The organism is Natrinema sp. SYSU A 869, from assembly GCF_019879105.1.
GTDB lineage: Archaea > Halobacteriota > Halobacteria > Halobacteriales > Natrialbaceae > Natrinema.
In genome coordinates, this window is sequence record NZ_CP082249.1 from 1093633 (window position 1) to 1106766 (window position 13134).

At 61.1% G+C, this 13134-nt stretch carries 14 protein-coding genes; 10 read left to right on the forward strand and 4 right to left on the reverse strand.

Annotation, left to right across the window (positions count from 1 at the left end; translation table 11 throughout):
- Positions 1-2 precede the first annotated feature (2 nt).
- On the forward strand, positions 3-938 hold the full coding sequence (locus K6I40_RS13585; protein ID WP_222919571.1) for a thiamine pyrophosphate-dependent enzyme: 936 nt from the start codon (positions 3-5) through the stop codon (positions 936-938).
- 69 nt (positions 939-1007) lie between these two features.
- Here K6I40_RS13585 and K6I40_RS13590 read toward each other — a convergent pair whose 3' ends face one another.
- The 3 genes from K6I40_RS13590 to K6I40_RS13600 all read right to left on the reverse strand — a co-directional run bounded on the left by K6I40_RS13590 (position 1008) and on the right by K6I40_RS13600 (position 3867).
- On the reverse strand, positions 1008-2150 hold the full coding sequence (locus tag K6I40_RS13590; protein ID WP_222919572.1) for a hypothetical protein: 1143 nt from the start codon (positions 2148-2150) through the stop codon (positions 1008-1010).
- A gap of 52 nt (positions 2151-2202) precedes the next feature.
- Positions 2203-3375: an outer membrane lipoprotein carrier protein LolA gene (locus K6I40_RS13595; RefSeq protein ID WP_222919573.1), complete on the reverse strand. Its 1173-nt coding sequence runs from the start codon at positions 3373-3375 to the stop codon at positions 2203-2205.
- Positions 3376-3552: 177 nt separating this feature from the next.
- On the reverse strand, positions 3553-3867 hold the full coding sequence (locus K6I40_RS13600) for a hypothetical protein (protein ID WP_222919574.1): 315 nt from the start codon (positions 3865-3867) through the stop codon (positions 3553-3555).
- Between the two features lie 152 nt (positions 3868-4019).
- Between K6I40_RS13600 and lrpA1 the strand changes: the two genes are divergently transcribed.
- From lrpA1 to K6I40_RS13635, 7 genes are all read left to right on the forward strand, one after another.
- Positions 4020-4448 carry an HTH-type transcriptional regulator LrpA1 gene (gene lrpA1, locus K6I40_RS13605; RefSeq protein ID WP_222919575.1) on the forward strand — a complete coding sequence of 143 codons (429 nt, stop codon included), beginning with the start codon at positions 4020-4022 and terminating at the stop codon, positions 4446-4448.
- Between the two features lie 187 nt (positions 4449-4635).
- Complete coding sequence (locus tag K6I40_RS13610; RefSeq protein ID WP_222919576.1) at positions 4636-5919, forward strand: DUF4157 domain-containing protein; 1284 nt, start codon at positions 4636-4638, stop codon at positions 5917-5919.
- A 2-nt stretch (positions 5920-5921) separates the two neighbouring features.
- A complete protein-coding gene (locus tag K6I40_RS13615) occupies positions 5922-6878 on the forward strand; it encodes a hypothetical protein (RefSeq protein WP_222919577.1) in 957 nt (318 codons plus the stop codon).
- A gap of 215 nt (positions 6879-7093) precedes the next feature.
- Positions 7094-8092, forward strand: a complete 999-nt coding sequence (locus K6I40_RS13620; protein ID WP_222919578.1) for a hypothetical protein — start codon at positions 7094-7096, stop codon at positions 8090-8092.
- Between the two features lie 348 nt (positions 8093-8440).
- Positions 8441-8920: an SRPBCC family protein gene (locus K6I40_RS13625; protein WP_222919579.1), complete on the forward strand. Its 480-nt coding sequence runs from the start codon at positions 8441-8443 to the stop codon at positions 8918-8920.
- Between the two features lie 93 nt (positions 8921-9013).
- Positions 9014-9628, forward strand: coding sequence for a nitrous oxide reductase accessory protein NosL (locus K6I40_RS13630; protein ID WP_222919580.1), 615 nt, complete (start codon positions 9014-9016; stop codon positions 9626-9628).
- A gap of 53 nt (positions 9629-9681) precedes the next feature.
- On the forward strand, positions 9682-10572 hold the full coding sequence (locus K6I40_RS13635; RefSeq protein WP_222919581.1) for a DMT family transporter: 891 nt from the start codon (positions 9682-9684) through the stop codon (positions 10570-10572).
- Positions 10573-10845: 273 nt separating this feature from the next.
- Here K6I40_RS13635 and K6I40_RS13640 read toward each other — a convergent pair whose 3' ends face one another.
- Entirely contained in the window at positions 10846-11148 is a 303-nt protein-coding gene (locus K6I40_RS13640; RefSeq protein WP_222919582.1) for an amphi-Trp domain-containing protein, read from the reverse strand.
- A gap of 114 nt (positions 11149-11262) precedes the next feature.
- Here K6I40_RS13640 and K6I40_RS13645 point away from each other — a divergent pair, with 114 nt between their 5' ends.
- Both K6I40_RS13645 and K6I40_RS13650 read left to right on the forward strand, forming a co-directional pair.
- Positions 11263-11556, forward strand: a complete 294-nt coding sequence (locus K6I40_RS13645; protein ID WP_222919583.1) for a winged helix-turn-helix domain-containing protein — start codon at positions 11263-11265, stop codon at positions 11554-11556.
- A gap of 456 nt (positions 11557-12012) precedes the next feature.
- The gene (locus K6I40_RS13650) at positions 12013-13134 is read left to right on the forward strand and encodes a GTP-binding protein (protein WP_222919584.1); all 1122 of its coding nucleotides are present in this window, start codon (positions 12013-12015) and stop codon (positions 13132-13134) included.

Genomic DNA, 13134 nt, shown 5'->3' on the forward strand with positions numbered 1-13134 from the left:
CAATGAGTGCATTCAACGCGATCGGAGAGGAACGGGAGATCGACCGGGACGAGTTCACCCCCGGCGTCGAACCGCAGCCGACCTGGTGTCCGGGCTGTGGTGACTTCGGGGTTCTGAAGTCCCTGAAACAGGCCCTGCCGGAAGTCGGCAAGACCCCCGAAGAAGTGCTGACCGTCACCGGGATCGGCTGTTCGGGCAAGCTAAACAGCTATCTCGACACCTACGGGTTCCACACGATCCACGGGCGTTCGCTGCCCGTGGCTCGAGCCGCAAAGCTCGCCAACACCGACCTCGAGGTCATCGCCGCTGGCGGTGACGGCGACGGCTACGGCATCGGCGGCAACCACTTCGTCCACACGGCTCGAGAGAACCACGACATGACCTACATCGTGTTCAACAACGAGATCTTCGGCCTGACGAAGGGCCAGACCTCGCCCACGAGCCCGAAGGGTCACAAGTCCAAGACCCAGCCATCGGGCAGCGCGAAGACGCCGATTCGACCGCTGTCGCAGTCGCTGACCTCCGGCGCGAGCTATATTGCCCGCACCGCCGCGGTCAACCCGAATCAGGCAAAGGAGATCATCGCCGAAGCCATCGAACACGACGGCTTCGCCCACGTCGACTTCCTGACCCAGTGTCCGACCTGGAACAAGGACGCGCGTCAGTACGTCCCGTACATCGACGTTCAGGAGTCCGACGACTACGACTTCGACATCACCGACCGGCGCGAGGCCGCCGAGATGATGCACGAGACCGAGGATGTCCTCAACGAGGGGACCGTCCTGACCGGTCGCTACTACGTTGACGAAGACCGGCCGTCCTACCAGGAAGAGAAGGCCGCCGTCGGCGAGCTCCCGGACCAGCCGCTGGCCGAACGCTACTTCGACGAGGACGCCGAGTGGGAACGCAGCTACGACCTACTCGATCGACACAAGTAGAACCGACAGCGACTGTCTCGCGGTTCGTCTTTTCGCAGTGTCGCAGTCTCGAAGACGGGCACAACCGCCTCAGTTTGACTCCGCCCCGCACTCGATCGATTCCGCGACCGCGAACGCTGTCTCGAGATCGAACTCTGCGCTTGCGAAGATGGAGACCACCTGCTCACCGCAGGTCCACGCGAGCTGGGTTCCGAACTGACTCTCGACTTTCGTCACCGACCGGCCGCCGACGGTCACCGACTCACCGGCTCCGTCAGGCAACCGGGTCGTCGTGGTCGTACTCACGAGGAGCGTTCGCCGGTCGTCGGCCACGTACCGGAGCGTAGCCGTCATCGTGTCCCCTGCGAGGGACGGTGAGACCTCGATCGAGTCGCGCTCGAGGCCCGCGGGGAGGTGGGTCGGCTCGGTAACCGTGAGATTCGTCTCGGACTCGGCGGCAGCGATCGAATCGACCGACCGGCCGTACGGGTGCACGTTCTGCGCGACGACGGCGTCTTCGGGGGGTTCGAACGTGAAGCGCTCGTCGTCGATATCGTCGCCGAACGAGAGGTCCGTGTAGGTCCACGTCCGGTCGATCCCCTCGCCCTCGAGTTCCTGTTTGATCGGGAACAGCGTCTCCTGGTCGATCCAGACGTCGATTCGGTCCGCGACGGGTTCGGCGGATTCGTCGGCCTCGCTCGTCTCGAGCGGAATCACGAACTCCGTGTCGCCGACCAGGACGGTGATGTCGGTGTCGACGGTCTCGTCTCGAGGGGGCTCGAACGTCACGTGGTAGGTGTCACGGCCGTCAATCGTCGCCTCCTCGATGGCGGCGACGTCCAGTTCGTCGAAGTACGTCCGTTGCGTGTCGTAGAGGTACGCGAAGTGACTGTCCGGCGTTCGGTTCGCGTCGATCACCGTCACTCGGTCGGCACCGACATCGTAGAACCAGGCCCACTCGCCGTCGTTGACGTTGCGGAACCGACCGTCGGTCGTTTCCGTGTTAGTGGCACCGTCGTCTCGTAGCCACATCTCCTCGGTGTACGCGACAGTGTCACCGCGCTCGGACACCACCGTCGCCGTCGCAGCACTCGGCGGGTCGGCGTCGTCCACCTGCGCCTCGAGCTCCGCTGCGGTCGGCGTTGGCCCGCTCTCGCCGCCCGGAAGCGTGACACATCCCGCCGCCAGAACGACGAGGACGGCGAGCCCCAGTGCCGGACTCAGTCGTGTCATTTTTCGATTGTCTCTTGCCGGCATGTATTATTGTGTCGAGTTCCGAACGATATTAACAGCCTGTCGGGAGCGATTCTCCGATCCGCAGGGCCGTGCCGTCGTCGACGACGTGACTGGCGAACACCGAATAGTAGCGGTTGTCACACGACCACTGCAGTTCTGTCCCCTCGTCGGTCTCGGCGATAGTCCCCGTCGCGGTCCCGACCGTAACTGCATCACCGCCGGTCGCGAACCGCCGTGGTCCGTCGCTCGTCGTGACCGAGATCGTCTCGTCGTTCGGCGTCCGATACCGAATCGATACCTGCGTTCGGTTTTCGTCGGGGAACTCGTATCTCGTGATTGAATCGCGGTCGACCGTCTCCGGCACCGCGTCGGCCGGCGGTTCGGCGACTGCGAACGGAACAGTCGCAGTAGCTTCGTCGAGACGCTCATACGAGTCGATCGACGGTAGTGCAACGTTCTCGACGTCAGTTCCGTTCCCATCGGTCGCCGGGTCGAACGCGAAGCGCTCGTCGTTGATCCCGCCATCGACCGAGAGGTTTCGGTAGGTCCGCTCGAGCGTCACGCCGTCGCCCTCGATGGCGTGTTTGATCGGAAACATCGTCTCCTGATCGTACCAGACCTCGACGCGATCGGCGCTTCGTTTGGCGGGGTCACGCTCGCTGGTCGCCAGCGGAACAACGTACTCTGTGTCCTCGATCAACACGCTGATCGACCGCTCGACCGTCTCGTTGGCCGGTGGATTGAACGTGACGTGATAGGTGTCTCGGCCATCGACCGTCGTCTCCTCGACCGCCGAGATCTCGTAGGTATCGAAATACCGTGCTTGCTGCGTGTACAGTCCCTCGAGGTACGGCGTCGCGTTCGGATCGGTCTCGAGCCGCGTCGCCCAGTCATGGGCGGCGTCGTAGTGCCACCGCTGGTCGCCGTTGTTGACAATGACGGTATCGGCGTCGGCGTCGCCGGTACCCGTTTCGATCCGACTCGCGCCGTCGGCCCGAAGCCAGACGGTGTCCGTGTATTGGGTCGTCTCACCGTCGACTGTCCGACGAACCTCGACCGTCGCAGTGATCTCGTCGGGCGGCTCGGCCGCGGTGACCTCTCGCTCGAGGTCCGACGGCGCAGGGCCGCTACTCGGCAGCGTGACACAACCCGCCGTCAGCAGCAGGAGCGCCAGCGCCAAGGCGAGGAGGACAGTGGAGGGAGCGCTATCGCTGGCCAACATGTTAGTTACTTCACTTGTATGTCGTTATTAACTCGTCGGTCTGTCCAGTATCGGTTGGGCCATCGGAGCAGTGACGGGAGAGTAGGAACGAACAGTCTCACTCCGACCAGGATAGCCGCGGTGCCATCCACCGGTTCACAACCGTCGATAGTTCTCGAGCGGAGACGTGGCGATCGATCACTTGCCGGCCCCGAACCCGCCGGCGAATAGCTTTGAGAGGTGACTCAGGATGAGTAATGCGACGACCAGGCCGGCGAGCAGACGGGGCTGAAAGCCGTACCGAATCTCGCGAACGCCGTAGGCCACGACGAGCACTCCCATGAGCAGGGCCGTCCCGCCTGCCCACCGAGACACGTGTGCCGGGTCGACCGACTCGTCGTAGTTCGCGTGCAGTTCGACTCGGCCGCGAAAGGTGATGAGCGAGCCGAGACCCAGAATTGCAAGCCCACAGAGGACCCAGACGGAGCCGCTGACGAGATTCGGATCGACCATTCCGTGTCGGTCCTGCGCCCAGCGGGCGATAAGTCCGCCGATTACCGATCCGAACGACTATCCTCACGACCACCCCCGCGCCGTCTTCCGTTCGGATATCCGTCGTTTTCGTATACAAAAGATATTTTTCCGCCGGAGCAAAACGTATACGCATGAGCACTCAGGCGACGGAAGATCGCATCCTCGAAGTTCTCGAGGAGGACGCCCAAGCGTCCTACGCCGAGATCGCTGATCGGGCGAACGTTTCGAAACCAACGGTTCGAAAGTATATCAATCAACTCGAGGAGGAGGGCGTTATCGTCGGCTATTCGGCCGATATCGACCCGAAGAAACTCTCCAGCAAGACCATCGCACTGGTCGGACTCGACGTCGCGAGCGAACGCTACGTCGAGGCAACGCAGGCGATCAAGGACCTCGAAGAAGTCGAAGCGCTGTACAGTTCCAGCGGCGACCACATGCTGATGGCCGAAGTACGCGCCGAAGACGGCGACTCGCTCGGCGAAACTATCTCCGAGGAACTCCTCGAAATTGACGGCGTCACCGCCGCCCATCCGTCTTTCCTGCAGGAGCGACTGAAGTAACTCGCTCGGCCATCGACCCACCGTCGGCCATCGTTGCGGTACGATTTCACTGCCAGCCCTGCTCGCTAGCCGTCGCTTCGCCTTCGCCGTCCCGATACGTCGCTGGGACCGGATCGTTCTCCGCTGGCTTCGTTATTTGAATCTGCCATCCAACCAACATTTATATAACTTTGGTCTGAATATCGGAATGCGAACACAGTATGGGATTTCGATCAGCAGAGACACCGAGACCGTTACCACGGACCGTCGGTCCCAGCAGGTGGACGCCGTCCGGTCGTCGCCCGACCACGAGTCGAAATCGTTGGACTGCTTCCAGCGGATGCCACTCGAGGAGGCGGAGGACCAGTACGGGATGTCGATCCCGGACGAAGAGACGCTGTTCGAGTTGCAACGGCTCGAGGCGGGGAATCCGATCGCAGTCCACGAGTGGATCGAGGAGGGAATGACCGTCGAGGATATGGGCGTCCCACAAACGATCGATGCGTTTCGGAAACGGCAGGCCGAGCGACCCGAGGACGTCCCCGACGACATCGAACGACGGAACAAACGCTCGCTCCAGCGAAGCGAGAAGGCCGCCAGTGATACGGGTCCTGCTGGAAATGCGGGCGTTCCCGGCCCAGTCCGAGACGTGATTCAGTCGAACGGCCAACCGCTGGATGACGGCATCCAGCGGGCGATGGAAGAGCGAATGGACGATTCGTTCGGCAACGTGCGGATTCACGCCGACGCGACCGCCGCGAAGGCCTGCGAGGAGATCAACGCGCGGGCGTTTACAGTCGGGAATCACATCGCGTTCAATCACGGTGAGTACGATCCCAAATCGCCGGAAGGGCAGCACATCCTCGCGCACGAACTCGCGCATGTCCGTCAGCAGACTGGGGCCGATATCAGCATGATGCCCCAAGACGATAGCGGGTTGGAAATCGATCCCGATCCCCAACTCGAGCAGGAAGCCGAGGACGCGGCCCAGCAGACGATGGCCGACAGGCCGGTGACGATCAATCGGATGGGTGCATCGATACGCATTCAGCGGGCTACAAAAGGTGAAGGAATGTTGTACGAAGCCGTAGAGGACCTACAGAATCAGGTTGAGGGGATAGAAAATCGGCAGGGCCAGATTATGGAGACGATTCTGGAAACCGCGCCTGGTACCTCTGATGGCTTCGACTTGAGCGAAGCAGCAGTGAAGGGGGTTGGCGGTTTTGCCGCTGGTACAGCCGCTGGGTCGTTCCTTGGTCCCGGTGCAGCTGTAACCGGTGCCAGTGGTGCAGTTGCCGGCGTAGCAAGTGCCGTTGCCGGAGATGTCGCCAAAGAAACGCTCGATACGCTCATGAGTAACCGCCCTGGTGGTGAAGCGGATACAATCGAGGCGATGTACGCGGAAATGGCTCAAATGTACGAGGACTTCCTTGAGACCAGAGAAGATCACGGTGGCGAATCTACGGGCGATGCTCAGAGCAGAGGGAACTAAATATGGATGCCATAATTACAGGAGAGTCCGAACGAGTAGGTCTGAGCGTTATCGATAATAATAGTGCTGAACACCTCATTGAAATGACGGAGTATGGGGAAATAAAATATCACGAATGTAATTGCTATCCAGATAATGCCCAAAATCGAACATCTGACGAAAATGAACACAATAACCAAGCCCGTCAATTTGCAAAGTACCACGTGTTCTTTGAAAAAGGCTATGACACACTCGAGCACACGGAAAACCCAATCTACATTGACGCGGTACGGCGGGCGATCGGCGAGTTATCTCCGGTAGCGTTTGAGCGGTATTTCGGTGCGTTGCATCGACAGATACGAAGCCACCATGAGGATGTTGAGCGTCTCATCGAACTTCCGGAGAGCGTTCGGAAGCCAGATGCTGTGTTCTACGAACAGAAACTCTACTTGGGAATCGACCTGAAGGATGACGAGATCGCCGAGCAAGGACGTAGACTGGCAAACACTCACGGACTAGATTTGAATGAGAACGGGGGTATTCAGCCGATGTCAGATCTGACCGAAACAGACCTCGAGCGCTGGCAGTCGTTTGGAGATGATCTGGCAGAGATCGTTGAGCGTGATACTCTCGATCCCGAACTGACGATCAGTGCGGTCTCTGGAATTCGTGTGGGTTACCCCGATGCGAACGAGCAACATCGGATTCAGAAGGGTGACGACCCACTTGACCGTCAGACCGATGCTCGAGTGGAATTGTTACCATACGCTCCTGCCGACCTCGATGAGTTTCGAGAATTCCTCGACCATCATCTTCGTTGCCAGATTCGGGACTGTTTCGTCAAGATGGGTGTTGTTCCGCCCGAGGCGTTTCAGGTAGTTGGCTTTGGCAAATTCCGTGACGCACGCCGATACGATCACTTCGAGATGTATCCGCAGTTGCACAAGCGAGACGGAGATCACCGTTCACTGATCCCATAATTCGATCGATGAGTATTCCGGATTCCGCTCACCCAACCCATGGCAACCGGTATGGCGGTCAAACACGGTATCGAGTCCGCTGCTGAAGATGGTCCGATCTCCCTTTCGGACGAGCAGGTTGCCGATATCTCAGAACAGGTTGCTGAGTATCGGGCTGAGCAGAGCACTGGCGATGAATCTCGAGCAGGTCAAAGTCGAAGTTCAGGTGACTAAGTATGGATGCACAAATCACCGGTGAAACTGATGAGTTAGTTGGACTAAGTATAATTGACAATAATGGTATAGAGCATGTTTTAGATGTACGGAACAGTGACGGCGAGATAACGGCACACAAACAAGACGGGTATCCGGACGATGCCTCGAAACGAACGTCCGAAGGGAACGAACACGTCAATCAGGCTCGTCGGTTCGCCAAGTTTCACGTCTACCGTGAGCGCGGCCACGAGACGCTTCCCCCTGTGGAGAATCCCGACCGGATCGCCACGTTCCTGCTTGCAGTTGGCAGCCTAGATAGCGACACATTCCAGCAGTATTTCGGTGACTACTACCAGCAACTCCGCTACTACGACGGTGCTAGCGAGCCTATCGTCGAGACATCCGAAATCCCTGCCGGAGATATTAGTTGGCTCGAGCAGGACATCTACCTCGACTGTGACACAGAACTGGCCCAGTCGACGGCTGAAGATGTCGCCGCAACCGGTCTGTTCGAGTCGCTTGAAGAGACTGCTGGTGACTCCTCAGCTGCTCTCTTGTCGGAGATCGAAGCGCAGTTAGCCGACCACGGGATCGACGTAGAAACTGTAACATCGACACTCGGAGAATCACTGCTTGAGGCGTGCGGACCGCTGCGAGTCCGCTGGAAGGATGGCCCCCGTCGATCGAATCGACGGAGCAAAACCGTCGCTGGTACCGGAACCGGTACTGTTCCTGACGACGACCCCGACGTTTGCTTGCAGATGTTCACGAACCTCTACGAATTCACGGACATCGACGGGTTCCAGCAGTCACTCATCCACCATCTCCGATGCCAGATTCGAGACTGTTATATCGGAATGGGGATCGCTCCACCCGAAGACGCTCGGGTACAGGGACTCGGTCTCTACGATTACATCGGGAATTACAAAATGGACGACTTCTACCCCGCGTACAACGACACCCGCGTCGAGATTGACGACTGGCAGGAAGAACACACGCCCGAAGAACTCCGCATCTGAGTCTGCTGTCTCGGTCTGACGGCACTAAACGGAGTCCGCCGCCCTCATTTCCGTCCCGCGTGTTGCCCATGTTTCCCTCGAGAACATCCGCCGTGCCGGACGGCCAGAGGGCGTGACCGTGTCGGTTGTCGACCCGTACTGACGACCGGTGTTGGGGAGAGCACAGCGCAGACGCCGAAGCGGCTGTCGTCCTGTGGGGCGGTTCTCTCGAGGGGCGGAAACGAAACGTGACTTTCGAAGCCCGTCGGGCTTGGAATGCAGTTAGAACGCACCTGTCCTGAGTGCCTGTGACCACGAGTGACCCACGGATGGCTGTTTTGACGGTCGCCGACCTAGAGACAACGGAACATGCAGACATACGATCGCGAAACGACCGTCGACTCGCCGTTCGAGGACGTCTGGGCGTTCAATTCACGGATTTCCGGCCTCGAGGCGGTGACGCCCGACTGGCTGCATCTGCGCGTCGAGCGCGTGATCGGCCCGGACGGGGAGCCGGATCCGAACGTGCTCGAGCCCGGCTCGGAGATCGCGCTGTCGATGCGGCCGTTCGGAGTGGGGCCCCGCCAGCACTGGACGTCGGTGATTACGGCACGGGAGCGCGACGAGGGATCGGCGTACTTTCGCGACGAGATGGTACACGGGCCGTTCGATCACTGGGAACACACACATTCCTTCTTCGCCGACGGGACTCGGACGGTCATCCGGGATCACGTGGAATACGAACTCCCGCTGGGCGGACTCGGCGACGCGGTCGCGCCGCTCTCGCGGTTCGGCTTCGAGGCCATGTTCCAAGCGCGCCATCGGCTGACGAAAGCGCAGTTGGAATGACAGGCAGTTTCGCAGCCGGAACCCCGAGCCACGCCGATCGGATTCGAGAGATGTACCACGCTCGTTTTGCCGATCGGGATAATAGAGCCGGCCATGACTGAACGCGAGGGACTCGAGCGCCGGGGGCTTCTGGGTGCGCTCGGAGCGGGCGCGACTGCAGGCATCGCGGGCTGTTTCGGCGGTGACCGACCCGGCAGCGGCGGGGACGACACCGACGGCTCCCCGGCGAAGGTATACGAACCCAACCTTGAGGACGTGGCCGAGGGACCGGTAGAGATCACGGACGAGCACCACTGTGCGGTCTGTAGCATGTCGCTGACCCAGTATTTCGGCAATGGGCAACTCGTTCACGAGAACGGGCTGGCGGCGACCGTCGAATCGCCGGGCTGTCTGTTCGCCTATCTCGCCTCGTCGATGCCGGACTCGCCGATCGCCGGTGCCTGGACGACTGATTATGAGACTGGCGATCTGATCGACGCGACCGAGGCCCATTTCGTCCTCATCACTGACAAGGAGGCCGCCGAGGACCTGATGGGGATCGATCCGCGACCCTACGCCGACCGCGAACACGCCGTCGCCTTTCTCGAGGAATGGGAGGCTGAGGACCTCTCGCCCGACGAGGACATCATCGTCGGGCTGGACGACGTCGACCTCGAACTCGCGTCGATCTACCGCGAGAGCCGGCTTCCCGACGAACGTCCGGAGTAGCGCTCCGGCCACTTTCGGTAGCCGTTTGTCTCAGCAGACGAATGTGAGACGACGTGACTGTCGACCTCGAGGCCACGCCGCTGATCGCGCTCGCCATCGCGATCTTCGCGGCGAGCACCAGCGCTATTCTCGTGCGCTGGAGTGCAGCGCCGAGTTCTGTCGCGGCCTTCTACCGCGTCCTCTTTACGACGGTGCTCGTCGCCCCGATTGCCCTGACCCGCCATCGAGCAGCCTTCGCGCGGCTCTCGCGTCGCGACTTCGTGGGTGCCGTCGTCGCCGGCGTCGCGCTGGCGATCCACTTTGCGGCCTGGTTCGAGAGCCTCTCCCATACCAGCGTCGCCGCGAGCGTCACGATCGTCCAGGTCCAGCCGGTATTCGTAGCGATCGGCGCAGGGCTCTTTCTGGGCGAACGGATCAACCGCGCGACGGTGGTCGGGATCGTCGTCGCGATCACCGGGGCCGTTGCGATGTCGCTAGGCGACACCGACCACGCGGCCCTCTCCGGTGCGACGGTGTACGGCAACACGCTCGCCTTGCTGGGTGCGGTGACCATCGCCTGTTACACGCTCGCCGGCCGCTCGATCCGCCAGCGCGTCCCAGTGTTTCCCTACGTGACCGTCGTCTACGGGGCCTGCGTTGCGGCCCTGTTCCTCCTCGTGGGCGTGCAGGGCCACCCCTACGTCGGCTACCCCGCTCGAGAGTGGATACTCTTTCTCGGTTTGGCCGTCGGTCCGGGCGTCTTCGGCCATACCGTGAGCAACTGGGTCCTCGAGCACCTCGAGTCGGTCGTCGTCAGCGTCGCCTGGCTCGGCGAGCCCGTGGGCGCGACCCTGCTCGCACTCGTCTTGCTCGCGGAGGTTCCCGACGCGATCACGATCGTCGGCGGCGTCGTCGTGATCGCAGGGGTCGCCGTGACGACGCTCGACCGAGAGCGCAGTGGCTGAGCCGAGGGACTGCTGAATTCGCTCTCGAGGGCAAGTAACGGTGTAGAACGGACCCGAAAGCACGACCCGACGGCGAACTCGCTGCCTGCCTCGAGTGGGAGACGGCGGACTCGGCGTCGCCATCCGGCGCGGCTACAGGAGTGTCCGAGAGCCCCGCCGCTCGCATGGCGACCGGTCTGACTACAGCGTCGGGATGCCTATTGCGTCGGCTAGCGGTTCCGGGGGTCGGGGGAGGGGGTAACCGTCTGTGTATCGAATGGCGTCTCCTCCGCGCTATCGAACGGCGAGATCCGACCCGCCGCGTTGCTCGGAGAACTCGAGTTCAATTTCGAGTTCGCGGTCACGCTGGCCCGTGAACTCGATCTCGACCTCGATCGGGGTCCGGTATTCGAAGGGGATCTCCCACGTTGACCCCGCGACCGTCACCGTCGTCTCGGCCTCGAGCTGGTCGGCGAGGTCCCGGAGAAACGCGGCCGTTTCCTCGCGTGAGAGGTATACCTCACGTTCGAAGAAGCCGTCCGTGATCGTTCGCAGTTCGTGATCGCGATCCTCGGGGAGCGTCACTCGGTCGGACATGGTATCAAACACCACGAGAAGCGGCATAAATCTGGACCAACCTCCTTCAGAAACTGTATGTAAGGGGACCATACCTGCGAAATCCTTCTCCCTCCGGCCGCCCACTGTGTGGGCATGTCACTGATCGAGGTGCTGGGGAACGGAACGCGACTCGAGATCCTTCGCGAACTCTCACGGGGGCCGAAGTACGTCTCTGAACTCGCCGAGAAAGTCGGGATGGACGGGAAAAGTGCCGTCCACCACCTATCGACGCTCGAGGATGCTGAGCTGGTCGAGTGGTATATGCGGGGCAACCGCAAGTACTATCGGCTCACCAGCACCCTCGAGTTGCGAATCGCGCCGCCGCCGGAACGGCAGTTCGTCCTTCAGGCTGACGAGGTCGACGCGCCAGATTCGACGGATCAGTGATCGATTTGAGGCGATCTGTACGGCTCACGCGCCTCGCGATCGACAGACCGACAGTTCTGTCATCGGACGGGATGATGCCCAAAGACCGGCAACTGGTGAAATGCAGTGACCGAGACCGTCACCGCCGTGCCGGGGTCAAACCGTTCATTGTGGGATTGCGACTCTCGACGAGATCATCGGTGTCCAGTTCGTTCCGGTCCCGACCTGACGGCCGTTGAACTGCCTGAAGACGATCAGTTCACTCCTCGAGGAGTTCATGGGTTGCGAGGAGTTTGTGGGTCGGAGTGGTGGCGACGGTGCCGGATCGGGTTCGATGACTGCTTAGGTGCGCGCTTCCGTGACTGAAAGCGCTTCGAGAGTGCTTCCCGATCGATGCGGAACCGTCTCGCGATCGATACTGTCGGCGAGATCAACCCGGTTACTTAGTATCGCACCGATCGTGACATCCGATATCGTATGACTCACAACGGCGCAATTCCCGTAACCGTTGTCAGCGGCTACCTCGGGGCAGGAAAGACGACGCTGATCAATCACGTGCTGTCGAATCCGGGAGATCGGCAAGTGGCGGTGATCGTCAACGATATGGGAGAAGTGAACGTCGACGCGGAGCTAATCGCACGAGAAAACGAGGACGAGGGAATCGTGGACCTCTCGAATGGCTGTATCTGTTGTCGGTTACAGGGGGATCTTCTCGAGGAAGCGGCGCGGCTGGCGGAGAGTCGGGCGTTCGACTACCTGATGGTCGAATCCTCGGGGATCAGCGAACCGGTTCCCGTCGCGCAGGTGTTTACCGAAGGGACGGACGCCAGCGACGTGGATCCGACGACCCTGTTTCGGTTGGATACAATGGTCACCGTTCTCGACACGTACGGGTTCTGGAAAGAATTTGACGCCGGGGCGCAGCTACCGGAGGGTGCCCAACCCGACGAGGACCGACCGTTGAGCGAGGTCCTCGTCGAGGGGATCGAGTTCTGCGATGTCTTGCTTCTCAACAAGTCCGATATGGTCCCGGACGACGTCCTCGAGGAGATCGAAGCGGTCGTCGAGACCCTCCAACCGCGAGCGAAACGGCTCCGAACGGCCTACTGCGAGGTGGATCCGGATGTCGTCCTCGACACCGGCCGGTTCGACTTCGAGACGGCGAAGCGCTCTCAGGGGTGGAAACGTCACTTACGCGGAGAGAGTCACGATCACGGCGGCGATACAGACGACCACGACACAGAACCAAGCGCTGCCGAGCGCCACGGCGTCTCATCGTTCGTCTTCCGGTCCGACCAGCCGTTTGACCCGGGGCGACTCGCAGCCTGGCTCGAGGACTGGGATGGAGCGATCATCCGAGCGAAAGGCGTCTGTTACGTCGCAAACCACGACGAGGTGATCGGTGTCAGTCAGGCTGGCCCGTCCGTCAGGGCTGGCCCCATCGGCGAGTGGCGACCGGACGACGACCATCGCACGCAGCTCGTATTCATCGGCCGAGCAATGAACGAGGATCGAATTCGCCGGGAGCTCGAGGCGTGTCTGGTTGCGGGTGACGAAGCGGCGGAGACGGAAGCAATGGCCGATCCGTTCCCACTGTAG

What these genes read in the sequence shown, in the direction of transcription:
- K6I40_RS13630 (WP_222919580.1), top strand. Translation starts at nt 9,014, where the DNA reads ATGACTGAACGCGAGGGACTCGAGCGCCGGGGGCTTCTGGGTGCGCTC.
- K6I40_RS13615 (WP_222919577.1), top strand. Translation starts at nt 5,922, where the DNA reads ATGGATGCCATAATTACAGGAGAGTCCGAACGAGTAGGTCTGAGCGTT.
- K6I40_RS13640 (WP_222919582.1), bottom strand. Translation starts at nt 11,148, where the DNA reads ATGTCCGACCGAGTGACGCTCCCCGAGGATCGCGATCACGAACTGCGA.
- K6I40_RS13585 (WP_222919571.1), top strand. Translation starts at nt 3, where the DNA reads ATGAGTGCATTCAACGCGATCGGAGAGGAACGGGAGATCGACCGGGAC.
- K6I40_RS13620 (WP_222919578.1), top strand. Translation starts at nt 7,094, where the DNA reads ATGGATGCACAAATCACCGGTGAAACTGATGAGTTAGTTGGACTAAGT.
- lrpA1 (WP_222919575.1), top strand. Translation starts at nt 4,020, where the DNA reads ATGAGCACTCAGGCGACGGAAGATCGCATCCTCGAAGTTCTCGAGGAG.
- K6I40_RS13600 (WP_222919574.1), bottom strand. Translation starts at nt 3,867, where the DNA reads ATGGTCGATCCGAATCTCGTCAGCGGCTCCGTCTGGGTCCTCTGTGGG.
- K6I40_RS13645 (WP_222919583.1), top strand. Translation starts at nt 11,263, where the DNA reads ATGTCACTGATCGAGGTGCTGGGGAACGGAACGCGACTCGAGATCCTT.
- K6I40_RS13595 (WP_222919573.1), bottom strand. Translation starts at nt 3,375, where the DNA reads ATGTTGGCCAGCGATAGCGCTCCCTCCACTGTCCTCCTCGCCTTGGCG.
- K6I40_RS13610 (WP_222919576.1), top strand. Translation starts at nt 4,636, where the DNA reads ATGCGAACACAGTATGGGATTTCGATCAGCAGAGACACCGAGACCGTT.
- K6I40_RS13590 (WP_222919572.1), bottom strand. Translation starts at nt 2,150, where the DNA reads ATGACACGACTGAGTCCGGCACTGGGGCTCGCCGTCCTCGTCGTTCTG.
- K6I40_RS13650 (WP_222919584.1), top strand. Translation starts at nt 12,013, where the DNA reads ATGACTCACAACGGCGCAATTCCCGTAACCGTTGTCAGCGGCTACCTC.
- K6I40_RS13625 (WP_222919579.1), top strand. Translation starts at nt 8,441, where the DNA reads ATGCAGACATACGATCGCGAAACGACCGTCGACTCGCCGTTCGAGGAC.